The following is a 23,222-nucleotide window of genomic DNA, read 5'->3' as shown; positions in this document are numbered from 1 at the left end:
CGAGACTCCGTTGACGGCCAAAAGAACTGCCCCAGAAATCTAGCGCAGTAGGGCTTGCGATGAGCTTTTTTCTAAGCCCGGATTATAGCGGATTTGCGGCGGGGTGAATAGCCTTCAGCGGCGTGCAATCGTCCGAATTCTATCGACGCAAATCATTGATACACTTAGAGATACGACGCAGCGCTTCCGGCACTTCCTCACGGACCGTGTCGCGACCCAAACTTATTCGGACTGCACTTTCAATTTGCTCGTTTTCTAGTCCCATCGCGATCAGCACGGGGGAACGCTCGCTCGAACCGCTCGCACAGGCCGAGCCGGTCGAAATGCAGACGCCTGACAGGTCGAGCGCCATCACCAGCGCCTGGCGATCAATCCCCGGAAACGAGACGCTGATCGTGTGCGGAAGTCGCTCGGATTCGACCCCGTGGAGCCGGCAGGTAGGGTCGATGGTCTGTAGTTCGGCTTCGATTTGGCTTCGAAATTTGGCCAATGCGGCGTACTGCGGCGCGGCTTCCAGCGAGATTTGCACCGCTTTGGCCATCGCAATCCCCAGTTCTACAGGCTCGGTCCCAGGTCGCTTGGCCAGCTGCTGTCCTCCCCCGTGCAGTTGGGGGGAAAGTTGCACGCCATGCCGTAAGATCAAGCCGCCGACCCCTCGGGGACCATGCAATTTGTGGGCAGTAATTGTCATCGCATCGACGCCTAGATCACGAAAGCGGACCGGAATCTTGCCGACTGCCTGGACGGCGTCGGTATGGACTTTTACCCCCATTTCACGGCAAATTGCGGCGATTTCGAGCACCGGCTGCAGTACGCCGGTTTCGTTGTTCGCCAGCATCACGCTGACTAGCTGCGTCTCGGGCGTGAGCAGTTTGCGGAAATGATCAAGATCGACGACGCCCGACTGCAAGGCGGCGATGCTTTGGACGTCGTAACCACGAATCCGGAGCAGATCAGCGGCCGCTGAGACGCTGGGATGCTCGATCGAGGAGACGATGACTCGACCAGGCTGGGGCTTCACCAACCCAAAAATTGCCAGGTTGTTCGACTCGGTGCCGCCGCTGGTCAGCAGAAACTCGTCACTGGTAAAACCGGCGGTTTTCGCCCCTAAATCGGCCAGGATTTGCTCTTTGGCCCGTTCCAGTACGGCGCGCGAACGTCGGCCCAACGCATGCTGGCTTGAAGGGTTGACGTAACCTTGTGAGCAAGCGTCGGCGAGTAGCTGAGCAACCTCGGGCGCAAGTCGGGTGGTCGCGTTATTATCGAGATAAATCGGCTGCTGGCTGGTCAATTGCTCGATTCCTCGGATTCGTCCCCGGTGGTTGCGGCGCGATCCGTTGGTTTAGTTCCCTGGGACTTTGACTTTGGCTCATCTAATTTTTCTGGCACGCTGCTCTTTGGGGGGATAGTGATTCCCGCGCTGTTTAGTCGCTTGATCTGTTGCTGGCAAGCGGCGGCAAGTTGCGACTCGCCGGCTGCTTGGGCGCCATCTGCCGTTGTTTGATAAGTAGCCAGCAAATAGGCGGTCAGATTGAGCTTGGCCATGAGGGCGCGATCGCTGGCGGTGAAAGATTTGTCGATCGGTCTGGTCCGGGAAAAATCGACCATATTCTCTATCATGGGCGGCGCCATCCAGTAAAGCTGCAGCTTGGCGACCTGCTCGACTTCACTCCACAAGATGCCGGCCAGCAACGGATTTTGTTTGCTCCAGTCGTATAATTTGACCCGCCCCTGCTCTTCTTGCAGATAATCGGTCAAATTTGCAGGCATTCCGTTCCAATCGCTGTTGAGCTCGATCAGATCCCACTCGTCTTCCGGCGATTGCAGCGGCGCTTTGCTGATCCAACCCTGATCAACGAGATATTTCGACAATTTTGGGGTTTCGTCGGTATAGCTAGTTCGACCTGCCTGGATGCCAACGATCGGCACGCGGAAAGCGGTAAACCGGCGAATCCGAAACCCATCGGGATGGAACTGGGTGCCGGTGGCCAGCATGAATCCGCCGGAACAAGTGACCAGCAAGATGAACGAGAGGATGACGCCGAAAACGATTAGCGGAATCATGATCGGCCAGGTGCGACCAGCGCCAGCCGCCGGCTTGCGGGGGAAACTCGGAGAATTCGCCATCGGTGCAGGCTCTAGGGTTCGCGAAATAAGGGGGTAGTCGGGCCGCTAGCGGCGGGAAGCGACTCGATGAGGAAGCAGGAATCGAAAAAAAACGGCGTTGAAGGAAGAAAAACGTATTCTCGCAACTCAAGCATCCACCTAAGATTCTGCGTTGCGATTAGAAATTGTAGAGAATAGGAATTCTGTGAGTCACGAGTCTTCATCGTCCGTCACTATCCGATCCTTGGTGATGTTGGCGTTTTTGATTTTTCTCCCTACCGCGGCGATCGCGCCGGCTGGTTTACGGAACGTCGTGGCTGCATTTCAGGAAGCGACAGCCAAAGACGGGGGGGACGCTGGTACATCTGAAAAGCTGGTTCCTAAGCCGCAAGTTCGTCAGGTTTTGCATGAATCGCCGGTCAATACGGATCGTGCATTTCCGTTGGTGGAAGATCCCTTTGCCGAATCGGGCCTTCCCCGCGGCTCGGAAGGAATCATTCCGGTCTTTGACGAGAATGGTCCCACCTTGGGGATGGCCCTGGATGGCATTTTATCACAGCGCTCCAGCGAAATAGAGCAGCAATTGCAGCAAATGGGAGCTTCCTACTATCGACTAGAAGCCTGGGGAGAAAATCCGCGGGTTTATCGCTTTCACTGTTTGGCGAAAGTGCGGATGGCGGGGCGGGAAGAGTCAAAACGATTTGAAGCGACCGCCCAGCATCCGATCGACGCGATGCAAAAGACGCTTGAGTTGCTCCGTAACTGGCGCAAAGAGCTGAAAACTCGCGGTGAATCGCAATCTCGCTAAAATAGCGACCAATCGTTTGTCTGTCTCTCGGTTTGGCCAATAAACCCTGCAATGCCTACTCACCTTCGACAACGGACGCATCGGCGTCGACTTGTGGGCGGCGTAACTTCGGCTTGGCCGCCGAAAATCCGCAAGTCCCGTCCCCCTGCGAGCCGAATAAAACGCCGGACCGGACCTGCAAAGCGATCGGAAAGCAAATTTCGTGATTCGCGGATGCAGCGATTGGAAGCAATTTTGTTTTTGGCGCGTGAACCCCTTTCGAGCCGCAAATTGGCCCAGTTGGCCAACTTGGCGGACGGAACCGAAGCTCGTACACTAATTCGTTTCCTAAATCGGCTTTACGACGCAGCGCATCGCGCCTTTCGCGTAGAGCAGTCGGCCGGCGGTTTTCAGTTGATGACGCGACCCAAGTTCGCGGATTGGATTCGCCGATTAGGAAATCAACCGGTTGCGGCTGGGCTTAGCTCCCCCGCAATGGAAACGCTAGCGGTCGTCGCCTATCGACAGCCTGTTTTACGAGCAGACGTCGAAGCGATCCGTGGCGTAAATTGCGGAGAAATGCTGCGTCAGTTGATGGATCGCGACTTGGTGAAAATCAGCGGGCGAAGCGATGAGCTGGGGCGACCTTACCTGTACTCCACAACTCGCTCATTCCTGCGTATGTTTGGGTTACGGAATTTAGACGATTTACCTCGAGCGGACGACTTTCGTCGTCCGATTGGGGATAGCAATACCAACGAACTTAAAACACCCACTACTGAATCGACGGCCGGTGGCCGTGCGGAGTGAAAAGGAGCTTAACGTGTCGATCACGCTTTTTCCACAAGTTTCTCGCACCGCGGAAGACGACTTGTCGTTGACTCTGGCGTACCCGCTTGCCCAAGCGCCGATCGAAGACGAAGAAGACGATCTGGATGATGATGAAGAAGTAGAAGACGACGATGAATATGAAGACGAAGAGGATGAAGAGTGGGAAGAAGAAGAGGACGATGAAGAATATGAAGAAGTAGAAGACGACGAAGAGGAAGACGACGAGGAGTTTGAAGACGACGACGAAGAGACCGAGTGGGAAGAAGTCGAAGACGACGAAGAAGAAGATGACGAGGACGAAGAGGACGACGAAGAGTACGAGTACGAAGAAGACGAAGAAGAGTTTGAAGACGAGGACGACGAAGAGGATGCCGAAGAGTGGGACGACAGTGAAGAGTAACCCCGCTTAATCGCTGCTCTGGACTCTCCTGTCCGCTTGCTGACAATCAGAAACAAATTAACGGCCTGAGCGAAATCGCTGAGGCCGTTTTTCGTGGATAGCGTGATCGTCAAGTCAGGACCACATCATCAACCTACTTACCCAGGGGGCGCTAGGTCAGTTGCGACTAGAATAGATAACGCCAAAACTCACAGTTGGACATTCTTTCTCATGATCGCGATCCTCAGTGACATTCACGGCAATCTCGAAGCGCTCGAAGCAGTCTTGGCGGCGGCCAAGGACGAAGGCGCCGCCCGATTTATTTGTCTAGGCGATCTGGTTGGTTATGGGCCCGATTCGGTTGAGTGCGTGCGGCTGGTTCGGCAGTTCGATGGGGTAATCGCAGGTGATTGGGAGAAACGACTCTTGGAGTTGGATCAGGATCACTACGAGCGGCAGTGCTCGCCGATGCTCCTGAAAGAACTACTCGCAACTCGCAACTGTTTTGATCAAGCGAGCGACGGCGCAGAATTGCTCTCCTGGATCCGATCTTTGGTCGATTCGCAGCGTGTCAATGATTGGTTGCTCGTACATGCCGTTCCCGGTGATTGTCATGATTTCATCTTTCCGGAAGATGTCTACAACCCGCAAAAGCTGGATCGCATTAGCGCTGCTGCGGGGAGCTCCTTCATCAATGGGCATACGCACATTCCGGGAATTCACTTTCGTAATCCGGCTGGCGAATGGGAATACCTCGAGGGAAACAGTGCTGCTGAAACTGGCGTTCGCCTTCAACCGGCGAAGATTTGCAATGTCGGTTCTGTCGGCCAACCGCGCGACGGAGATCCGCGAGCTTCGTTTGCGTTGCTTGATGGAAAGACGATCTATTTACGCCGAGTCAGCTATGACTTTGAACGGACAATCCAAAAGCTTCTAGTTCGCGGCAGTGGTAATTTCAACGGCGATCGTCTTCGATATGGCCATTAAACCAAGTCGAGAGAGTATAAAAGTGGCGATCCCCCTCCCTGGATGTTACGATTGCGAGCGAAGAAATCGCGACAACTCCAACTGCGCGACAAACTAGGACTTGGGGCCCACCAATGACAAAAGCGACCGGCGATCTCTCTACCACAATCACATTGCGTATCCCCGGGGCATGGGCCGATCCTGGTGAACTGATGCAGCGCTTGCCGGCTGGATACCGGCTGACTCCAGAAGCGTTGACGATGCCCGACCAAACCGAGATTGAATTCTTTCCGATGCCGGCGGACGACCAGTTTGCTTCGATCTTTCAATCCTCGTGTCGCCAAGCTCCGTCCAGCGAAGAGCAAGCGACGATTTCTCGATACTCGGTCAACATCGGTTTGAGTGGCCCCGGCGGTTCGTTAGCCGCAGCCCAGGTGATGATGCAAGCCGCTGCGGCCATTGTGCAAGCCGGTGGCGCCGGCGTGTTTGTGGACAACAGCGCGCTGGCGCATGGAGGGAGCAATTGGCTCGAAATGACCGAGGATGGCGGCCCTGATGCAATTAGTTTTGCCTTTGTTTCGATCATTCGCGGCCAGGGGACAACCTATACCTTGGGAATGCAGACCATGGGATTTCCCGATTTGCTTATGGGGGCTGCGGATATCGAAGAGCAAGGAGAGGCCATCATCGAAATCATGCGTTACGTCTGCGGCGGCAGTAAACCGATCGAAGTCGGCCATCTGATCGTCGACGAAGAGGGACCCCGATTTCAGGTTGTCGCGATCACCAGCGACGACTTTGACTCCCAAAGCCCCATGCATAATCCGCTCGGGCGTTTGAAAATGGTGGCCATCAAGGACATTGCAGAAAGTAATTGACCGATTGAAAGTTGTCGCAGCTTGGCCCTGATATTTGGCGGTGCGTCACGAATGGTGTGGGCATTTTGTCGCTAAAGCAACTCGGACCCGTCTTGAACAGACTGGTCTAGGGCCACCTAATTGGCCTGTCGTTCCTTGATCGGTGAACCTCTCATCCCTGCTAGCTGTCCCCTTCCGGTTGGCAAAGCTTGACGTCTGGCGCGAACTTCTCGATCTTTATTGGCTAGACGCTCCGATAGACCTCACTATGAAACGTGCAGTTCAACTCACCCTTTGTTGTTGTCCGCCGGCGGTCCCCGTCTGGGCGGTACTTGCGCATTGTTAAGGCCTGAAGCCAAAACTGCGAGCTCCGTGTAGGCTGGGACTAAAATCTCAGCCTTGCTTTGTTTCTTGACCGTCCGCTTTTGCTTTGAGGTCCGACTGTGGAACCCGCCGCTTGGTTTACGCTGGGAGTTGTATTTGTCGCGTTTGTCGCGATCGTGAAAAACTGGTCCCCGCCTGATTTGGCGTTTTTGACCGCGGCGGCGTTGTTGGGTCTGGCCCGTATTATTACGCCGGCCGACGTGTTTGACGGATTCTCCAACCCCGGGATGCTGACGGTCGCGTTTTTATTTGTGGTCGCCGCCGGCCTGCGCGAAACTGGGGTCCTCGACTTCGTGGGGCAACGGCTATTAAACGGCGCCCAGACCGAACGCGGAGTGCTGGCCCGGTTGTCAGCGATCATCATCCCTGCATCGGCCTTTTTGAACAACACGCCGATCGTCGCGATGTTTTTGCCGATCACGCTCGATTGGTGCCGTCGCCGTAGCGTCGCTCCGTCAAAGCTATTGATTCCGCTCTCGTTTCTGGCGATCCTCGGGGGTACCTGCACACTGATCGGCACTTCCACCAACTTGGTCGTCCATGGGCTGATGATCCAAGCCGGCATCCCGGGGATTGGCTTGTTTGAAATCGGCATGGTAGGCCTCCCATACGCGCTGGTGGGAGTGTTCTACCTACTAACGGTCGGGCGACGGTTGTTGCCAGAGAGGATCGAGACGATGGAGCAGTTTGGCGAATCGCGCCGCGAGTACTTAGTCGAAATGAAAGTACCGGCCGAAAGTCGTCTAGCTGGCAAAACAATCGAAGCGGCTGGGCTGCGTCATTTGCCGGGACTGTTTCTGATCGAAATCGATCGAAACGGAGATATCGTCTCACCGGTCGATCCCCAGGAAAGACTGCGCGCCGGGGATCATCTGGTTTTTACCGGCGTCGTTTCTAGCGTCGTTCAATTGCAACAGATCGCCGGTCTGGCGCCGGTCGACAAAGCGGCCGATCTGCCAGACCGCGAGCTGACGAAGCGGCAAATGTGCGAAGTAGTCGTTTCGGCCAATTCAGCCTTGGTCGGTCGCAGTATCCGTGACGCCGATATCCGAGCCGCTTATGGCGCCGCCGTGCTTGCGGTCCATCGAGCCGGTCGCCGCATCGAACGCAAAGTGGGAGACATTGTCCTGCAGCCTGGCGACACGTTGCTCTTGCAAACTCCATCGCACTTTGCCCGCGCGCATCGCAATGACCCTGCGTTTTATCTGGTCAGCGACGTTCAGCAGTGGAGACCCTTGCGTCGGCATCGAGCCTGGATCGCCTTGCCGCTGTTTGTCGCGTTAATTGTGGTGATGACGACCGGTTGGGTCTCCACAAATATTGCCGCTGCGTTGGTCGCCGCGGCGATGGTTTACGCCGGATGCATCTCGGCCGGCGAAGCGCGGCGCAGCATCGAATGGCAAGTGCTGATCACTATCGCCGCCGCATTTGGAATCGGCGTCGCGATGGAGAAGTCAGGCGCAGCGCTAGCGATCGCCGAACTGCTAGTCACAGCGACTGACGGCGCTGGCCCGGTCATCGCGCTGGCGGCAGTGTATATTACGGTCTCGATCTTGACCGAACTGATTACCAATAACGCCGTCGCTGTGCTGATGTTTCCAGTTTGTTTGAAAATCGCAGAGTTAAGCGACGTGAGCCCTCGACCCTTTTTGATGGCGCTCTGCTTGGCGGCGTCGGCCAGCTTTATGACGCCGATCGGCTATCAAACCAACATGTTGGTCTATGGACCCGGCGGTTATCGATTCAGCGATTTTTTGAAAGTCGGAGCGCCGCTTAATCTATTGCTGGGGATTATCGCGGTGATTTTGATTCCTTGGATTTGGCCATTTTGAGAAAAGCGAAAAGCGGAGTTTAGTCGCTGATCGCCTGCTCTTTCAGTTCCAATTGCACCTCAAAAAACTGTCGCGAGGCGGCGATCATGGGGCTGTTGTACCCCATAACGCGGATGTCTCCGCTGACCGCGAACTGATCTTGTCTCGCGATCCAGCGGCGCAGCCGCGCATCTGCTTCGGCGATCTTGTCATCGCTAATTCTTCCCCGGATGCCGATGGCGACCACTTTGGTGGGAGGAGCATCGATTACTTCGACCGCTCCTTTTTTTCCGACCGAACCAATGTCAGGCGAGCCATACAAAAACGACATCGACTTCTGGCGGTAGTCCCCCTCGGACGCTTCCGAGAAATGCATTTCGACCGGCGCGGTCATCTCGATCTTGTTGCTGGTGATGTGTCCAAACAGCGTCCAGAAAGCATTGGCTTTGGCTTGGCGGTAGGCGGGATACGATTTGGTTTCAATCATGCCGACCGGCGTATACGGCGGAAATCCAGCCGGCAGATCGGCTTCTTTTTTGGGAATAAAACGAAGTGTCGCGATCGCCTCTTCTACCTCTTTTTCCATCTCGGCCTGCGAAGCGTCGCCGCTGGAAACAGCAGCTAAACGCTCGGCGATCGGGCTCTCCGGCGGCAAGATTTCTAAGGTCGCCGAAATAGCGTCTTTCAGTTGGGCGACGCGATCCGGCGTTTCCACCTTTTTCGCGAGCGATTCTTCCAGCAGTTTGACGACATCGGCAGACGTACCCCTGGGGGTGTCAAATTTAGCGCCGTCGGGGGCGATCACACTGAGGATCGCTGCCATGAGAGAAGCAATAACCATCGATATTCTCCAAAGAGACGTCTACAAGGCTATTGTTACGCTCCACAGAGAATTGACCACTTTGCGACGGAATTATCTCGCGAGTTAGCGGGCCGGCGTTAATCCCCCAAATCGCCTAACCCCAGGAATTCTTCCTCCTCCGGTTGAATAATAATCCGCGGAGTCACCCCGCCTAGGTTGAGCCGCTGCTGTGGAATCGGTCGCGGCCGGCGTGGAGTCCCCAGTCCCAGTTTCTCTTCTTCTTCCTCCAGGATTACCCCGCGTGGGGTCACCAGTCGTAAATCCATCGGCTGGCGAAGCGGCACGATGGCACTAGCAAGCGGCTCGCTTTCCTTCCTGGGAACACCATAGCGGTCCACCAATAATTGGACTCGCCACTCTGCTGATCCCGTCCAGATTTGATGCAGGTCGGACCAGGCTTTCACGTTTGGATCAGCCGCGGCGTTTCCAAACATTGCTAGCAACAGACAAAGGGATAAGAGAGTACGCATTGGTTTCTCCTGGTGAGTGGACGCCACCAGGATAACGCCGCTTAGGGAAATGCTCCAAGAGAGAAACTCGCCGCCGCTTCGCTCAATAGTCCTTAAAGCTAAGCCCCACAAAACTCAGCTGCTTTTCTGCTTGTACGGCGCTCAACGGAAGGTAGCCGTCCTTGATCACTTCGGCTTGCCCCTGCTGACTGTAGACAAACTTGATGAACTCCTTTTGCAGCGGAGTGAGCGGCTGTTGGGCTTGGTTGTAGTTGACGCAAAGCAGCAGGTAACGCGACAGCGGATAGCGGTTGACGTTTTCGAGCGTGGGCGCGACAAATTTGTTTCCCTCTTTCGCTATCGGAACGACCCGCACGCCGTTTACCTTTACGCCGATTCCGCTGTATCCGATGCCGGCGATATCACTAGCGACCGATTGAACGACGGCCGCGCTGCCGGGTTGTTCTTGCACGGTGTCGCGAAAATCGCCTTCAAAGAGGGCGTTTTCTTTGAAGTAACCATAGGTGCCTGAAGCAGCGTTGCGGCCGTAGAGACCGATTCGTTCGCCGGCCAGGTTTCCTCCTAGACCAAGTTGTCCCCAAGTGGTGATGTTGGCGGCGCCACCTTTTCGCGTGCTCGAAAAGATCCCGTCGAGCTGCGCAAAGTTGAGCCCTTGGAGGGGATTATTGTTGTGAACAAACACCGCCAGCATATCGATCGATGTTCCCAACGGGATCGGTTTATAGCCATGGCGTTTTTCAAAGGCGTCAGTCTCGGACTTCTTCATGGGACGACTCATCGCGCCGAAAAGTGCGCTGCCCTTGGTCAATGCATCCGGCGCCGTCGACGAACCTTTCCCTTCGACCTCGACTTTGACATTAGGATAAATGTCATCAAATTGGTCCGCCCAGTTGGACATCAGATTGTTCATCGTGTCCGAACCCTTGCTGCTGAGCGTGCCGGCGATGCCTTGCGCGGGCTTGTACTGCGGCAGCTTAGGGTCGACTTGCACTTGGGCGAAGCTCAATTGCGTCGCCGTCAGAAGCAGCAGTGCGGCCAACAATACGATCGAATAGCGATTCATCAATGCGAACCTTCAGAATGTCGGAATCAATCTTCGTTACGCCTGGGCGGCGGACGGGTAGAGTATGACAGAGGTCGATGAAGATTCGATGAATAGCGCGATTGTGAAATCAGCCTGTCTCGTGGCTCAATCCGTCACTTAACCACCGTGCGATACAGATTTTCACACGCGGCTTCTTCGGTATCAAACGTCTTGATCCCGGTCCGTCGACCGCGCTCGCTGTAGTAGGTGCGCCACTTGCCGTCGGCCCATTGTTCGATGCAATGCGCTTCGTTGGGGAGACCGCCGGCGAGTGAAAACATATCGGCCGCAACGCCGCTTTCGGCTAATTTTTTCGCCAAGCCTTCCAGGTTCATTGTTTCACTCGCGACTTCTAAATAGCCGGTGTCGATCCAGTGCTCGACCGACTTGACCAGATCATACTGCACGCCGCCGCCGGGCTGACCAAACCAGGGCGCCGCTTTCCCTTCAAGCGCCGGCAGTGATTTCAGCACTTCGTAAACATAATGCGGCTTGTCGAGCGTGCCGGGCGCGAGCGAAAGATCGGCTGCGGGAACTCCGACCGGCGAAACAAACGTGCCGCTTGGATAGCCATAACGATCTAGCTTGACGCCGATCGCAATCGTCACCTCTTGAGGTTTCGCGGCAAACCCTTCATCAGGAGGCCAGCGGATGCTGCCGTTGGGATTGGTCCACTGCGTGTTGACGGGCGAAGGTTTTACAACATTGGGTTTCGCAGAGCTACCGGTTGGCGGCTGACAGCCAGCGGCCACGGCCAGACAACAGGCGAAAGCGAAAATGTATCGCTCTGGGATCACAGGATGAGTCGCTCGCAGTATAGGAGGCATCGCTTCTGTTCTCTGGGGCTTTGTGCCTGCAAACAGTTTATGAGTTTAGCGAATGGATCAGAGCGAAGCGCACAAAAAAGCATGCCAGGATCGCCTGGCATGCTTGAGGGTTTTTGACGTGAAGCAGCGGCTTACTTGGCTGCTTGGGGCGCAGCGTGCTTTAGCGCCAGCAGCGAATAGCCGGTCACTAGCAGCGGGTCCCCTTCCATCCAGCGGGTCGTTTCGTTGACCCAGCTGCCATCGGATTGTTGACGGCCGAGAAGTTCGTTACGCAGTTCAGTGCGCCACGCATGCTTGGTTCCGTCGGCGGTGACAAACTCTTCTTCGCCAAATGCGTCCAGCGCCTTGGCGTAGGTGACGTAGTAGTAAAACAAACCTTGTTGGCCCATGCCGGGGTTTTCGTCCAGCGTGTAGTGCTTGCCTAACCAGGTGACGGCCGCTTTGACGCGCTCGTCATCTTTGTCGAGCCCCGCATAAATCATGCTCTTCAGACCGGCATAGGTCATCGACGCATAACTCCGCAGTCCGCCGTTGGGGGTTTCGCCAGCTTGGCTGCTGCCGCCGGCGGCGATGGTGTAGTAAAAACCGCCGTCCGGGTTTTTGGCTGGGAACTCCGAGGTGTTGTGCTCTGACTCGAGGTTTTGACAACGCGAGACGAAGATCAGCGCCTTCTTCATCGCTTCATCATCCGGGCCGTTTCCGGTCGCTTTGAGCGCTTCCATCATGAACGCGGTGTTCGAAAGGTCAGGACGTTTGTGACCACCGTAACCGGCGCCGCCGTAGAACGGATCCGATTCTTCTTTCTCTTCGCTGGCGTCCCATTGGATTCCTTTGAGAAACTTATCGGCGCCGGCGAGCAGCTTGTCGTAACGGCCATCTTTGTTTCCGGCGGCGAAAGCGAGGACGGCTAACGAGGTCTCATAGTTTTTATGAGTGCTTGCTTCGCCGTAGATGCCACCATCTTCTTTGATGTTGGATTCAAGGTAAGTCAGGGCCTTTTTGACAACCGGATCATCGGCGGTGCGGCCATGTTCGAGAATTCCGGCGGCGCAAAGTCCGGTCACGCCGATCGGCGCCGCTTGGCCAAACGAGCCATCCTCGTTTTGCTGCGCGGCCAAAAAGTTAACTGCTGAAGTGACCGCTTTGTCATAAGCGGCGCGATCGTCGGCGGCCAACAAGGGTGAGGTAAAAGCGATTAGCGCAGCAAACGCCAATCCTCGGCCAAGGTGGCTTGTGAGGGTGTACAAAGCAAGCATGCAGAATTCCTCTTCTGGAATGAAAGTACCTTTAGAGCGGATCACAACAATTGACCGCTCTGGAAATCGGCGTCAGCACTCTACTGGCCTGCCACCCCGATTATTTGAAGGGATGCTTCCATTCTAGGACCGCTAACCGCAGAGGCTAGCAAGTTCTAGTTGTAGCGGTTATTCGAGCACGGCCAAAATCTCGGCTTCGCTCATGATCAACAGGTCTTGGTCTCCGACTTTGATCTCGGTCCCGGCCCATGACGAGAACAGGACGCGATCCCCTTCTTTGACGTCATGCGGCGCCCGTTTGCCGTCGACCAACAGTCGCCCATCGCCAACGCTCAGGACGCGTCCTTGTTTGGGTTTCTCTTGAGCGGAGCTGGGAAGCACGATGCCGCCGGCGGTTGTCTCTTCGGCGTCGAGACGTTTCACCACCAGGTTATCACCAAGGGGAACGATCTTCATCTTTGGATTGAACTCCATACGAGGCGCAAAGTCGCGATCGATCTTCTCTCGCGAGTCTCTTAGTGATCTACATGCGTAGATCTACGCAGCCAAACAAGGCGCTTGCGCGTTAAAAGAGGCAAGCCACGATTCTGGCATGCGACCGGGCTCGTATCAAGTCGAGAGAAATATCCCTCGTTTGGTGCAATTCTCGCGGATTTTGCTTGAACTACCTGCTTGGTTTCGATAGGTTGAAACTGCTGGTAGTACCAACTCTGGCGATCGTGACTCTCCAATCGGTAGTTTCTAGAAACTACGATAGAGCAGCCACAACGTTCAAGAACCCTCTCAAAAGAATGGCTCACGTCCGGTTCGTCCGCCATTGGACAGCAATGTCTGCTGACAGCGATCCTCCCTAGAAGCTAGTTGACGCGAAGGGATGCGCAAGTTTGCCGTCGGGACGACGGAGAAACGTCGTACCACCACGAGCAGTCGGTTTTCTGCTCGCTTGATTGATCGCGATTCGTCTAGATGCGGCGCTTTAGCCGCTACCAGATGTTCCCTTGCACGATAATTGTGGCGAATCTCGGCTAGTTCGCGCTCGAAAGAGGTCCTCTTAAAAGAGCAGATCTCCAGAGCGTCGATATCAAGCGAGCGCTTTTTGCGAACATCCCCGCAGGCGTTGTCCCCTGCTGTTTGCATCGCCGGCTGTATCGGATGCCGCCTTGGAACGTGCGAGCCTGTGCGTTCGAAGGCGGCTTCTTTTTGCGCCGATCGTCAGGCGCCGCTAGCGCGTTTAGAGCCGCTCCGAGGCCATCATCACCAAAAAGATGAGCCATGCGGCGAAGATCACCAACATCCAGCGCAGCGCGAGCGGGCGTTTGATCGGCGGATTGGAGATCGGCAGCATGTAAGGCGAAAGTTCTGGAGTTGTTTTCGACTTGGACTTCGATTTTTTCATCGCTGCGAGGATTCCTCAGAAACTTCGATCCGAAAATCTCGGACAAACGCGGCGTCAAAATCATAGACATCATCAAAGTCTTCGCGGCGATCTTGCGGCGATTTTTTCATCATGCCGATTTCGATCAGATTATAGACGATATCGCCGAAGTGCCCTGTGGTTTCGATGCCCCAACTGTTGAGCACCGTCTTGGCCATTAGGCCATATTGCTGCAGGGCGAAGTTACGAATCGCTTCGCATAGCATCTGCCCGGTCAGGTGATGTTCTGGTTCGCTCCACTCGATATCGTCGTCATCATTGTCATCGTCGTCCTCCTCCTCTTCGTCGAACTCATCGTCTTCCAGAATCATTTCTTCGTCGAGGTCGAGATCATCGTCATCGCCGTCCTCTTCGAGCTCGAAGAGATTTTGGCCAAACGACAAGGCTTCGCGTACAAACTGGTACGCTTCCAGCTTAAATCGCGGATCCTCTTTCAGCATCCGCATAAAGTCGGAATAGGTTTCGTCTGTCATGTCGTATGTTAGTGGGGCGAAATGTTAGGCAAGGACTGGGAAGGCTTGTAGCGAACTTACTCGGACGCAGCAGCATCATCGGCCTCAGGGGGCTCACCGCTGCTGCTGGGCGGCGAATTTTCGCTGCGGTCTGGTTTTCGGCGTTTTTTTGCTTGCGGCGGCGCGGCTTTGATGACCGACAACACGTCCGCCGCCGGTACCAAAATCATCCGATTGTCTTCCATTCGCAACAGGACTTGGCTGGTCAGGATCTCTTGATTGATCACTTTGCCGCGACCATCACGGGTCACCACTTCGGATCCAATCGGCGGCAGCTCGCGCTGCAATTCTTCGTAGGTATCGTACTCGTATCGAAGACAACATTTGAGCCGGCCGCAGCGTCCGCTGATCTTGGTTGGATCCAGGGTCGCTTTTTGCAGTTTGGCCATCTTCATCGAGACCGGCGGCATCTCGGACAAGTGCGTATTGCAACAAACTGGCTTGCCGCAGTCGCCGTAGTCGGCCAACAGTTTCGCTTCGTCCCGCACGCCGATTTGCCGCATCTCGATCCGCGTGTGAAACTCGGCCGCGAGCAGTTTAACCAAATCACGAAAGTCGACGCGATTCTCGGCCAGGTAATAAATCACGATCCGTTCTCCGCCGAACAGATGTTCGATATCGACCAACTGCATCTCTAGTTTTAAGTCGGCGACAAACTTGCGGCACAAGTCGAACTCGCGCGACATGTTGTTTTGCAGATGCGTGATTTCGCTTTCGTCTTCGGCGGTCATGCCGCGAAGGATGTGACCGCGCGTCGGATCAGGGAGCATTTCAACCGCTGGATCGGTCGCCAGACAGAGGACGACGCCATGCTCTAGGCCACGCTTGGTGCGCACGATCACTGACTCTTCGCGTTGAAATTCGTCCTTCGCTCGAGCCGAAAATACGCCCAGGAGACGCATCGACCCGTAACGGACTACGTAATCAGCCATGAGTCGTTTCTATGGTTTATGAACAAGCGGCCGGGACGGAAGTCACCAGAAGCTTGCAGGTTTTTTTATCGATGGAAGCAAAGCCGTGTGACCAGCAAATCGCAGGTCGACAAGTCTACTATAGCCGTAGCGGACAGGGGAATGCGAGAACTGTGGCGAGAGAAACCGCCGCGGAAACTATAGCAAATCCAACACATTCTCTGGGGGGCGGCCAAGTCGGGCCTTTCCGCCGCAGATAACGATCGGACGCTCGATCAGCTCGGGATGTTCCGCCAATGCCTGGAAGATCTGCCGAGGATCCGCTGGTTGCGGCAATCCGAGTTTTCTCCAATCTTTCTGCCGGATCAGATCGCTGGCTTCCCCCCCTAACTGTTTGGCTAACTTCGCTAGCGTCTGTTCGTCGGGTGGAGTTTTCAAATATTCGACGATTTGCGGCTCAACCCCATGCGAGCGCAATAGTTGCAGCGTTTCGCGGCTCTTTTGGCAGCGGGGATTGTGATAGATCGTAACCTGAGCAGCCATGGTGCATCCTAATAAGTATGCCGCAGACGCGGAAAAGCGGGTCAAAAGCCGCTTCAAGAGAGGTAGCCGGGAAAGTCGGGTTCGTTGACACCCCCTGCCCCCTCCCTATAATTGAGCGGTTTCTGCCAGCACCCACCAGAAGCGCCTGGATCGTTGGCGCTTTCAAATAAGACATTTTACGGTTGTGGAGATGATTCGTCATGGCGAAGGAATTTAACGAAGCAAATTTCGAGACGGAAGTATTGCAGTCGACCGAACCAGTTTTGGTGGACTTTTGGGCTCCCTGGTGCGGACCCTGCCGTCAGCTCGCCCCGGTCATCGATCAACTGAGCCAGGAATACGCGACCGGCGCCAAAGTTGGCAAAGTTGATACCGATCAAAACCAGGGCTTGGCTCGCAAGTACGGCATTCAGAGCATCCCCACGGTCATGATCTTTAAAGACGGCGAAGTTGTCGCCCAGTTCATGGGCGTGCAGCCGAAATCGAAACTGCAAGAAGCGATCGACAGCGCCAAAGGCTAAAGCGGCCAAGGGCTAAGCCGCCTAACGCAAAACGGCAATTTGCCCGCAAGCGGTCGTCGATGCTGATAGCAGCACTAGCAAAATGAGAAAAGGGAGACTCCGGTCTCCCTTTTTTTATGCGCAAAAGTTTACCAAGACGAACCAGATTGAATGTCGACGACGCAATCTGCCGATGACGAAATAGGAGCGGAGGACTTTTCCGGTTATAACGCTAGCAAGCTCGTCAATTACGACATGGCAACTCAGCACAAAGCAAAGCACAACTCGCAGCCAGAGTCGACGGCCGAAAAAAAGCCTGGCGATGCGATGCGCGTGGATGGGCCGCATGTTCCCAACAGCGCTGCGGTTGTGCCGTCGTCGGCGGAAAATAGTGACGATGACATCGTCGCAAAGTTAGAGCCGGCCGAGCTCTCGCCTGCCCAACGCCGACATCTAGAAGAGTTATCGGCCATGCTTCGCCTGCAGCGGGCCGAACTCGAGCGTCGTGAAACGCAGTTGCAATCGCAACTGGCTGCGATCGATAACGAAACGCGAATCGCCAGACTCGGGGTCGATCAGCAAGCGGCTTCGCTGGCCGAACGAACCAAACTGCTCGACCGCCGTGAGCGTGAGCTCGATCAGCGCGAAACAGCGCTCAACGATCGGCAAAACGAATTTGAAGCGCAAGTCATCAAGCTTGACCAACAAGCGGGCAAACTAGAACAAACGCGCGGCGCGCAAAAGCGTGAGGATGCTCGCTTGGCGAAAACTGCCGCGCAACAGCGGATCACGCAAGAGGCGCTCGAAGAGAAGTCGACTGCCGAGCGCCGAGCCGTGGATCGCAAACTGGCCGAAGTCAAAGCGCAACAAGCGGCGATCGAAAAGTTCTCGACCCAATTGCACCAGCGCGAACGACAGCTAGAAGATACCCAAGCGGCGCTGGAGCAGCGAAAGATCGAACTCGATCGGGTGGCCGAGCAACTGACCACCGCCCAGCAGCGCCAAGCGACAGACGCACAGGTCTACAATCGCCAACTGGTCGAACTGGAACACAAGCAGCAAGAGTGGGAAGCGGAAGTTTTGCGACAGCGCGAACTGCAAGAGAAATCTCGCCAGCGCGGCGAAGCCGAGTTGCTCCAACTAGCCGCCCAGTTGGACGAACGTCAATCGCGACTAGAACAGCGGCACGCGGCGGTCGAAAAGATCGAACAGGAACTGCGCGAAAAGCATCGCGAGGCGCTTGAATCGCAACTGGTCGTCGCTGAACTGTGGCCCGAGTTAATGCGGCAAACGCCAACCGCCGAATTGACCCGACGCACTGCCGAGTTGCGTGTGAAGATTCGCCAATCGCATGCAGACGCGTCAGCGATTTGGCTGCGCCGCGAAAGTGAAGCGAAGGAACTGCTTGCGCGGCTTGAAGAACGTCGCAGCGAGATCGCTGACGAGTATCGCCGCTTCCAGCAATGGCTATCGGCCCGGCATGAAGATCTAGAAAAACAAGCCGCACGGCTAGCCGCCGCCGAGCGAGGAATCTCGCAAAAGTTGCGCGCCAGCGCGTAGGAAGTATTTGCGTGTCCCAGAACCGTGAATACGTAACCCAAAAAAAAAGTCTGACCCAAGATTTGGGCCAGGCTTTACTAGTTTGGCTGCGCTCTGTTCTAACGCGCGTTGGCTGAAACGCTGTTGCTGAGCGACTCGCTCGGCTGCGGTTTCTGTTTCATTTCGGCTTCGTATTTGACGACAAACTGTGCCGCTTGCATCGCCGTGTTGATCTCTTTCCGCGAGAAGAACGATTCCGATCGGCCATCGAGATGATGAATCGTTTTGCCGGCTAGTTCTTCCCAACTCATGTCGTTGTTCAAGTGCCAGGCGGTCGCTTGAGCGACGCGTTGATCAATCTTGCCGCTGCCAAGCATGTGCAACAAGGTCGCAACGCCGGGCTTGGTCGAATAGGCTTCGATCGGTTTGACTTCGTAAGGAATTTTCGGATTGGGATCTTCCAGGCCATGGTCCAGGCAAACGCCGTCGACTTTCACCTTTTGGGTTTTCTCTGGCATGACGTTGAAGAAGCCGCCGCCACCGCCGCCTCCTTGGCCGCCGCCAAATCCACCGCCCCCTTGTTGACCACCGCCAAAGCCACCGCCGCCGCCGCCGAAGCCTTGGTTACCCCCTTGCTGACCGCCGCCTTGTTGACCGCCGAAGCCGCCGCCCCCTTGTCCGCCAAAACCACCACCACCACCGCCGCCAAACTGTGCCAACGGCACGCCGGCAAATGCGGCCGGCATTTCAACTCGCAGTTTCTTCTCGGTCTTGTTGGTGATGATGAAGGTTCCCTTTTCGGAATTCATCGGGATGAATTTGACGTCCAGCACGCCATCTTCAATCGCTTGGAACATGTTCACTTCTTCGGCGTCTGCAAAGCGCCCTGACGCGTCGTCGTCAGCCGCGGCAGGAAAAGAAAAAGCGAGGGTGGCTAAGATGGCCAGAGAAGCGGCCAATCGTTGGAACAATTGCACCTTCATAGAGAGAACTCCTGCGACTGCGGCGCCTAATCGAGTAGAGATGGATGACAAGTTCAGGTCGAACTGTCTCTGAGGAGCGCTCGCACGCACGAGGTCGCTCGGTGACTTCCTGATTTTTTCAGACTAATCGAGAATTCGAAGCCGGCCAAGCGATTTGCGGTAGAAAACTCCCTCAACTGGCGAGTACTGCGCAAATAGCGCAATTCACCTGATAGAAGGAGGATGTTTCGTATGCGAACTTACAATTCGCGTTGACAGAATGACCCCATGAAGAGGGGTGGCGATCAAAGACGAAAAAAGAGCCTGACCTCGGCGGCCAGGCTCTTTGCTTTGCTTCCAATCATGTCAGCCGACTATTTGACGCTGGTCGAGAAGCTTTCGCTGGTCGATGGCATCGTTTTCTGCTTTAGTTTCACATCGGCTTCGTGCTTCTCGATGTACTGGGTCGCTTGCATCGCCGTGGCGATCTCTTTGCGTGAGAAGTAGGGTTCGACGCGTCCATCCAAATGCTTGATTGACTTGGTGGCTAGTTCTTCCCAGCTCATGTCATTGTTCAAATGCCAAGCGGTTGCTTGGGCGACGCGTTGATCAATTTTGCCGCTGCCGAGCATGTGTAACAGCGTGCCGACACCGGGTTTGGCCGAGTATTGTTCGATCGGGACAACTTGATACGGAATTTTCGGATTCGGATCTTCCAGACCATGATCGAGGCAAACCCCGTCGTATTTCACTTTTTGGGTCTTTTCAGGCATCAGGTTGAAGAACCCGCCGCCGCCGCCGCCCCCTTGGCCGCCGCCGAATCCACCACCGCCGCCGCCGCCTTGGCCGCCAAATCCACCACCGCCGCCGCCTTGGCCTTGTTGACCACCACCTTGGCCGCCGCCGAGGCCACCACCACCCTGTCCGCCACCAAAGCCGCCACCGCCTTGCTGACCGCCGCCGAACTGAGCCAACGGGACGCCAGCAAACGCCGAAGGCATTTCAACCTTCAACTTTTTGGCTGTCTTATTGGTGATGATGAAGGTACCCTTCTCCGCACTCATCGGGATGAATTTCACGTCGATGACGCCATCCTTGATCCCTTGGAACATGTTCACTTCTTCCGCGTCGGCAAAGCGGCCCGTTTCGTCTTCCGCCTGAGCGTGGACCGAGAGAGTGAGACAAGCAATGAGGGCGAGCGCAGTCGCCAAACGTTGAACAAGCTGCACCTTCATGGTGAAATTCCTTAGCGGAGTCTAGAGATAGGAAGAGATGAGCGCAATCGCACGAACGGCCAATTGGCAGCGCCCGCGGCGTCGCTATGGAATTTCCGTGAATCCCTACACTAGTCGATGCCGCCGAAACGTCCTAATAAAATGCCTCCTAAATTTTGACGGATCCGCTGAATAGACGCCAAAACTTGATTTATGACGATTATCGCACCCGGTTTGCCTGGAGAAAGAAAAGAATCAAAGGGAAGATCTTCCCTGCTTTTTCAATTTTAGCCTTTATGATTCTGCCACAAAGCAGATAATCGTGTTGCTATCACTCCCTAATTCGTTGGTAGTGCAGCCTGATTCACCGACTAGAGATTTGCCTGCTTCTTTTGGGCGCCCAGAAAGCTTCGCCGGGAGAGCTTTTTCTCCACCAACGGCTTGGAGTTGGCCCCCATCCGAGGCCGTTTCACGGAAGGTAGCTTCGTCATGCAGATTTTGATCTGGTTTCTCGTGCTGTTTGCGGCGCTGGCTGCATTGGCCCAGGCCTACATCTTCTTTATGCAAATGTTGCGGTCCGATCCCGGTAACGAGCGGATGCAAGAGATCGCCGGCTTTGTACGCGAAGGGGCCAACGCCTATCTGACGCAGCAGTATCGCGTGGTCGCCTATTTCTTTGTTGTGATCTTCGCGTTGCTCGCGCTGCTCTCGTATGTTTTTCAGGCGCAAAGCGTCTGGGTGCCGTTTGCCTTTGTCACCGGCGGATTCTTTAGCGGTTTGGCCGGTTGGATCGGGATGAAAACGGCCACGGCGGCCAGCAGTCGCACTTCGGCCGGCGCGCGGATCTCGCTCAATCAAGGGTTGCAAGTTGCGTTTCGCAGCGGCGCAGTGATGGGGCTAACCGTTGTCGGCCTGGGCTTGCTGGACATTACGATCTGGTTTGCGGTGCTGCGGTGGGTGTTTCAACTCAATCTGGTCGATGTGACCGTCACGATGCTCTGCTTTGGGATGGGAGCGAGTTGCCAGGCGCTGTTTGCACGTGTTGGCGGCGGCATCTTTACGAAAGCGGCCGATGTGGGCGCCGACCTGGTCGGCAAGGTCGAGCAAGGAATCCCCGAAGACGATCCGCGCAATCCTGCTGCGATCGCTGACAATGTGGGCGACAACGTCGGCGATGTCGCCGGCATGGGCGCAGACCTGTACGAGTCCTATTGTGGTTCGTTGTTAGCGACCGCTGCGCTTGGCGTCGCCGCATTCAGTTCGCCGACCTTGGCCGAGGCGGCTCACTTGGATGTTCCGACGGCCCAGTTCTACGCGATGTTTTTGCCATTGGCGCTGGCCGCCGCGGGGATCTTGCTGTCGATCGCAGGCGTCTACATGGTGCGAACCGAAGAAGGGGCGACGCAAAAAAATCTGCTCGCCGCCTTGGGACGCGGGATTAACTTCTCGACCGGTCTGGTCGCGCTGGCGGCGATTTTGCTCTCGATGTGGTTGATGCCCAAAGTGGATGGCGCCGTTTATTGGTATGTACCCGGCGTGGCGCTCAGTATCTTTACCGGGCTGGCCGCGGGTTGGTTGATCGGCAAATGGACCGAATATTCGACCAGCGACGAATTTGAACCGACCAAAAAACTGGCCGATCAATCGCTGACCGGTCCAGCGACGATCATCATCGGCGGCATCGCTGATGGGATGATGTCAGTCTGGGCGCCGGTGTTGGTGATCGCCGTCGCAACGCTGGTCGCCTTTGGCGCGGCCAACGGTTGGCGGTATGACGATCCCAACTATTTTTCTTTGGGACTGTATGGAGTGGGGATCGCCGCGGTCGGTATGCTTAGCACGCTAGGCATAACGTTAGCGACTGACGCTTATGGTCCGATCGCCGACAATGCCGGCGGCAACGCCGAGATGTCTGGCCTTGAAGCGACGGTGCGCCAGCGGACCGATGCGCTCGATAGTCTGGGCAACACGACCGCAGCGACTGGTAAAGGTTTTGCGATTGGTTCGGCCGCTTTGACAGCGCTGGCGCTGTTGGCCGCCTATGTCGAAGAAGTTCGAATCGGTTTCGAGCGCTGGGGTGACAATCTGGCGGAAGTGATCGAAGCAGATCAGCCCTATCGCGTCTCCGGCGGGTTTGTCATCTACAAAACGGTGGAAGACGAACAATCGCATGTTCACGGCTTTTTGGCGTTGCCTGGTGAACGTCGCGACAGACGTGTCGCCGCGGCCTGGGAGAAGCTCGATTTCTCGCGCGGTCCGGTCAAAATTCCGGCCGAGATGATCGCTCCCGAGATGACCGATGGTCAGCTCCATTTGCACATAGTTGGGCGCGATACCGAACTATTGCCGATCCCGCAGGCGACGCTGATTGATTTCACCAACTACTACGAAGCGAACCTGATGAATCCCAAAGTATTGGGGGGCTTGTTTGTCGGCGCGATGGTCACTTTTGTCTTTTGCGCGCTCACGATGAAAGCGGTCGGCCGCGCGGCGAAAGGAATGGTCGAAGAGGTCCGGCGGCAGTTTAAAGAAAAGCCCGGCATTATGAACGGAACCGAACTGCCTGATTACGCATCGCCGGTCGAGATCAGCACCAAAGCGGCCCAATGGGAGATGGTGTTGCCGTCGGTGCTGGGGTTGGCCACGCCGCTTGTCATCGGCTTTTTGCTGGGGGTCGGCGGCGTGCTGGGATTATTAGTGGGGACGCTCACCACCGGGTTTTGCTTGGCGATTTTTATGGCCAACTCAGGCGGTGCTTGGGACAACGCCAAGAAGTATATCGAAGCCGGCGCGCACGGCGGAAAAGGGTCGCCAGCCCACAAAGCGGCGGTCGTGGGAGACACGGTCGGAGATCCCTTCAAAGATACCAGCGGCCCCAGCCTAAACATTCTGATCAAGCTGATGAGCATGGTCAGCGTCGTCGTGGCAGGCTTTGTGGTGCGGTATAGCTTGATGGCGCTCGGCGTGTTTTAACTCTTTTTGCTGG

At 55.8% G+C, this 23,222-nt stretch carries 23 protein-coding genes; 9 read left to right on the top strand and 14 right to left on the bottom strand.

The window, feature by feature from the left end; genetic code table 11:
* Positions 1 to 139: 139 nt before the first annotated feature.
* Entirely contained in the window at positions 140 to 1,291 is a 1,152-nt protein-coding gene (locus SH421x_RS27315; protein WP_488853229.1) for a cysteine desulfurase family protein, read from the bottom strand.
* Positions 1,288 to 2,127 (bottom strand): hypothetical protein, encoded by an 840-nt coding sequence (locus SH421x_RS27310; protein ID WP_488853227.1) that lies wholly within the window; start codon positions 2,125 to 2,127, stop codon positions 1,288 to 1,290. Before SH421x_RS27310 ends, SH421x_RS27315 begins: the two co-directional genes overlap by 4 nt.
* A gap of 184 nt (positions 2,128 to 2,311) precedes the next feature.
* Here SH421x_RS27310 and SH421x_RS27305 point away from each other — a divergent pair, with 184 nt between their 5' ends.
* The 6 genes from SH421x_RS27305 to SH421x_RS27280 all read left to right on the top strand — a co-directional run bounded on the left by SH421x_RS27305 (position 2,312) and on the right by SH421x_RS27280 (position 8,142).
* On the top strand, positions 2,312 to 2,914 hold the full coding sequence (locus SH421x_RS27305; protein WP_488853225.1) for a hypothetical protein: 603 nt from the start codon (positions 2,312 to 2,314) through the stop codon (positions 2,912 to 2,914).
* A 213-nt stretch (positions 2,915 to 3,127) separates the two neighbouring features.
* A complete protein-coding gene (gene scpB / locus SH421x_RS27300) occupies positions 3,128 to 3,703 on the top strand; it encodes an SMC-Scp complex subunit ScpB (RefSeq protein ID WP_488853223.1) in 576 nt (191 codons plus the stop codon).
* A gap of 13 nt (positions 3,704 to 3,716) precedes the next feature.
* Positions 3,717 to 4,124, top strand: a complete 408-nt coding sequence (locus SH421x_RS27295) for a hypothetical protein (protein WP_488853221.1) — start codon at positions 3,717 to 3,719, stop codon at positions 4,122 to 4,124.
* Between the two features lie 210 nt (positions 4,125 to 4,334).
* The gene (locus SH421x_RS27290; RefSeq protein ID WP_488853219.1) at positions 4,335 to 5,090 is read left to right on the top strand and encodes a metallophosphoesterase family protein; all 756 of its coding nucleotides are present in this window, start codon (positions 4,335 to 4,337) and stop codon (positions 5,088 to 5,090) included.
* Between the two features lie 113 nt (positions 5,091 to 5,203).
* On the top strand, positions 5,204 to 5,947 hold the full coding sequence (locus tag SH421x_RS27285; RefSeq protein ID WP_488853217.1) for a hypothetical protein: 744 nt from the start codon (positions 5,204 to 5,206) through the stop codon (positions 5,945 to 5,947).
* Between the two features lie 422 nt (positions 5,948 to 6,369).
* Positions 6,370 to 8,142: an SLC13 family permease gene (locus SH421x_RS27280; RefSeq protein WP_488853215.1), complete on the top strand. Its 1,773-nt coding sequence runs from the start codon at positions 6,370 to 6,372 to the stop codon at positions 8,140 to 8,142.
* A 19-nt stretch (positions 8,143 to 8,161) separates the two neighbouring features.
* Here SH421x_RS27280 and SH421x_RS27275 read toward each other — a convergent pair whose 3' ends face one another.
* From SH421x_RS27275 to arsC, 10 genes are all read right to left on the bottom strand, one after another.
* Positions 8,162 to 8,962, bottom strand: coding sequence for a heme-binding protein (locus SH421x_RS27275; RefSeq protein ID WP_488853213.1), 801 nt, complete (start codon positions 8,960 to 8,962; stop codon positions 8,162 to 8,164).
* A 98-nt stretch (positions 8,963 to 9,060) separates the two neighbouring features.
* Entirely contained in the window at positions 9,061 to 9,453 is a 393-nt protein-coding gene (locus SH421x_RS27270; protein WP_488853211.1) for a hypothetical protein, read from the bottom strand.
* An 82-nt stretch (positions 9,454 to 9,535) separates the two neighbouring features.
* On the bottom strand, positions 9,536 to 10,516 hold the full coding sequence (locus SH421x_RS27265; RefSeq protein ID WP_488853209.1) for a PstS family phosphate ABC transporter substrate-binding protein: 981 nt from the start codon (positions 10,514 to 10,516) through the stop codon (positions 9,536 to 9,538).
* A 134-nt stretch (positions 10,517 to 10,650) separates the two neighbouring features.
* A complete protein-coding gene (locus SH421x_RS27260) occupies positions 10,651 to 11,364 on the bottom strand; it encodes a TNT domain-containing protein (RefSeq protein WP_488853207.1) in 714 nt (237 codons plus the stop codon).
* A 131-nt stretch (positions 11,365 to 11,495) separates the two neighbouring features.
* A complete protein-coding gene (locus SH421x_RS27255; RefSeq protein WP_488853205.1) occupies positions 11,496 to 12,620 on the bottom strand; it encodes a prenyltransferase/squalene oxidase repeat-containing protein in 1,125 nt (374 codons plus the stop codon).
* A 168-nt stretch (positions 12,621 to 12,788) separates the two neighbouring features.
* Positions 12,789 to 13,076 carry a co-chaperone GroES gene (locus SH421x_RS27250; RefSeq protein WP_488853203.1) on the bottom strand — a complete coding sequence of 96 codons (288 nt, stop codon included), beginning with the start codon at positions 13,074 to 13,076 and terminating at the stop codon, positions 12,789 to 12,791.
* A 775-nt stretch (positions 13,077 to 13,851) separates the two neighbouring features.
* The gene (locus SH421x_RS27245) at positions 13,852 to 14,016 is read right to left on the bottom strand and encodes a hypothetical protein (protein ID WP_488853201.1); all 165 of its coding nucleotides are present in this window, start codon (positions 14,014 to 14,016) and stop codon (positions 13,852 to 13,854) included.
* Entirely contained in the window at positions 14,013 to 14,528 is a 516-nt protein-coding gene (locus SH421x_RS27240) for a Minf_1886 family protein (protein WP_488853199.1), read from the bottom strand. The genes SH421x_RS27245 and SH421x_RS27240 overlap by 4 nt, the downstream gene beginning before the upstream one ends.
* Before the next feature lie 56 nt (positions 14,529 to 14,584).
* Positions 14,585 to 15,499 carry a PSP1 domain-containing protein gene (locus SH421x_RS27235; RefSeq protein WP_488853197.1) on the bottom strand — a complete coding sequence of 305 codons (915 nt, stop codon included), beginning with the start codon at positions 15,497 to 15,499 and terminating at the stop codon, positions 14,585 to 14,587.
* 177 nt (positions 15,500 to 15,676) lie between these two features.
* Complete coding sequence (gene arsC, locus SH421x_RS27230) at positions 15,677 to 16,021, bottom strand: arsenate reductase (glutaredoxin) (RefSeq protein WP_488853195.1); 345 nt, start codon at positions 16,019 to 16,021, stop codon at positions 15,677 to 15,679.
* Positions 16,022 to 16,221: 200 nt separating this feature from the next.
* Between arsC and trxA the strand changes: the two genes are divergently transcribed.
* Both trxA and SH421x_RS27220 read left to right on the top strand, forming a co-directional pair.
* Positions 16,222 to 16,542, top strand: coding sequence for a thioredoxin (trxA, locus tag SH421x_RS27225; protein ID WP_488853193.1), 321 nt, complete (start codon positions 16,222 to 16,224; stop codon positions 16,540 to 16,542).
* Positions 16,543 to 16,692: 150 nt separating this feature from the next.
* Entirely contained in the window at positions 16,693 to 18,081 is a 1,389-nt protein-coding gene (locus SH421x_RS27220; protein WP_488853192.1) for a hypothetical protein, read from the top strand.
* 98 nt (positions 18,082 to 18,179) lie between these two features.
* On the opposite strand, the gene SH421x_RS27215 is transcribed toward SH421x_RS27220, so the two are convergent.
* Together SH421x_RS27215 and SH421x_RS27210 are read right to left on the bottom strand one after the other, a co-directional pair.
* On the bottom strand, positions 18,180 to 19,043 hold the full coding sequence (locus SH421x_RS27215) for a hypothetical protein (RefSeq protein WP_488853190.1): 864 nt from the start codon (positions 19,041 to 19,043) through the stop codon (positions 18,180 to 18,182).
* Between the two features lie 353 nt (positions 19,044 to 19,396).
* The gene (locus SH421x_RS27210) at positions 19,397 to 20,257 is read right to left on the bottom strand and encodes a hypothetical protein (protein WP_488853188.1); all 861 of its coding nucleotides are present in this window, start codon (positions 20,255 to 20,257) and stop codon (positions 19,397 to 19,399) included.
* A 468-nt stretch (positions 20,258 to 20,725) separates the two neighbouring features.
* On the opposite strand from SH421x_RS27210, the gene SH421x_RS27205 reads away from it, so the two are divergent.
* Complete coding sequence (locus SH421x_RS27205; RefSeq protein WP_488853186.1) at positions 20,726 to 23,209, top strand: sodium-translocating pyrophosphatase; 2,484 nt, start codon at positions 20,726 to 20,728, stop codon at positions 23,207 to 23,209.
* Positions 23,210 to 23,222: the final 13 nt, after the last annotated feature.

It is taken from the genome of Blastopirellula sp. SH421 (assembly GCF_057808535.1).
The sequence above is the reverse complement of the archived record's forward strand: the minus strand, read 5'-3'. Positions and strand labels throughout refer to the sequence as shown.

What these genes read in the sequence shown, in the direction of transcription:
- SH421x_RS27235 (WP_488853197.1), bottom strand. Translation starts at nt 15,499, where the DNA reads ATGGCTGATTACGTAGTCCGTTACGGGTCGATGCGTCTCCTGGGCGTA.
- SH421x_RS27245 (WP_488853201.1), bottom strand. Translation starts at nt 14,016, where the DNA reads ATGAAAAAATCGAAGTCCAAGTCGAAAACAACTCCAGAACTTTCGCCT.
- SH421x_RS27290 (WP_488853219.1), top strand. Translation starts at nt 4,335, where the DNA reads ATGATCGCGATCCTCAGTGACATTCACGGCAATCTCGAAGCGCTCGAA.
- SH421x_RS27250 (WP_488853203.1), bottom strand. Translation starts at nt 13,076, where the DNA reads ATGAAGATCGTTCCCCTTGGTGATAACCTGGTGGTGAAACGTCTCGAC.
- SH421x_RS27255 (WP_488853205.1), bottom strand. Translation starts at nt 12,620, where the DNA reads ATGCTTGCTTTGTACACCCTCACAAGCCACCTTGGCCGAGGATTGGCG.
- SH421x_RS27220 (WP_488853192.1), top strand. Translation starts at nt 16,693, where the DNA reads ATGTCGACGACGCAATCTGCCGATGACGAAATAGGAGCGGAGGACTTT.
- SH421x_RS27215 (WP_488853190.1), bottom strand. Translation starts at nt 19,043, where the DNA reads ATGAAGGTGCAATTGTTCCAACGATTGGCCGCTTCTCTGGCCATCTTA.
- SH421x_RS27275 (WP_488853213.1), bottom strand. Translation starts at nt 8,962, where the DNA reads ATGGTTATTGCTTCTCTCATGGCAGCGATCCTCAGTGTGATCGCCCCC.
- scpB (WP_488853223.1), top strand. Translation starts at nt 3,128, where the DNA reads ATGCAGCGATTGGAAGCAATTTTGTTTTTGGCGCGTGAACCCCTTTCG.
- SH421x_RS27270 (WP_488853211.1), bottom strand. Translation starts at nt 9,453, where the DNA reads ATGCGTACTCTCTTATCCCTTTGTCTGTTGCTAGCAATGTTTGGAAAC.
- SH421x_RS27205 (WP_488853186.1), top strand. Translation starts at nt 20,726, where the DNA reads ATGCAGATTTTGATCTGGTTTCTCGTGCTGTTTGCGGCGCTGGCTGCA.
- SH421x_RS27310 (WP_488853227.1), bottom strand. Translation starts at nt 2,127, where the DNA reads ATGGCGAATTCTCCGAGTTTCCCCCGCAAGCCGGCGGCTGGCGCTGGT.
- SH421x_RS27285 (WP_488853217.1), top strand. Translation starts at nt 5,204, where the DNA reads ATGACAAAAGCGACCGGCGATCTCTCTACCACAATCACATTGCGTATC.
- arsC (WP_488853195.1), bottom strand. Translation starts at nt 16,021, where the DNA reads ATGGCTGCTCAGGTTACGATCTATCACAATCCCCGCTGCCAAAAGAGC.
- SH421x_RS27210 (WP_488853188.1), bottom strand. Translation starts at nt 20,257, where the DNA reads ATGAAGGTGCAGCTTGTTCAACGTTTGGCGACTGCGCTCGCCCTCATT.
- SH421x_RS27260 (WP_488853207.1), bottom strand. Translation starts at nt 11,364, where the DNA reads ATGCCTCCTATACTGCGAGCGACTCATCCTGTGATCCCAGAGCGATAC.
- SH421x_RS27240 (WP_488853199.1), bottom strand. Translation starts at nt 14,528, where the DNA reads ATGACAGACGAAACCTATTCCGACTTTATGCGGATGCTGAAAGAGGAT.
- SH421x_RS27265 (WP_488853209.1), bottom strand. Translation starts at nt 10,516, where the DNA reads ATGAATCGCTATTCGATCGTATTGTTGGCCGCACTGCTGCTTCTGACG.
- trxA (WP_488853193.1), top strand. Translation starts at nt 16,222, where the DNA reads ATGGCGAAGGAATTTAACGAAGCAAATTTCGAGACGGAAGTATTGCAG.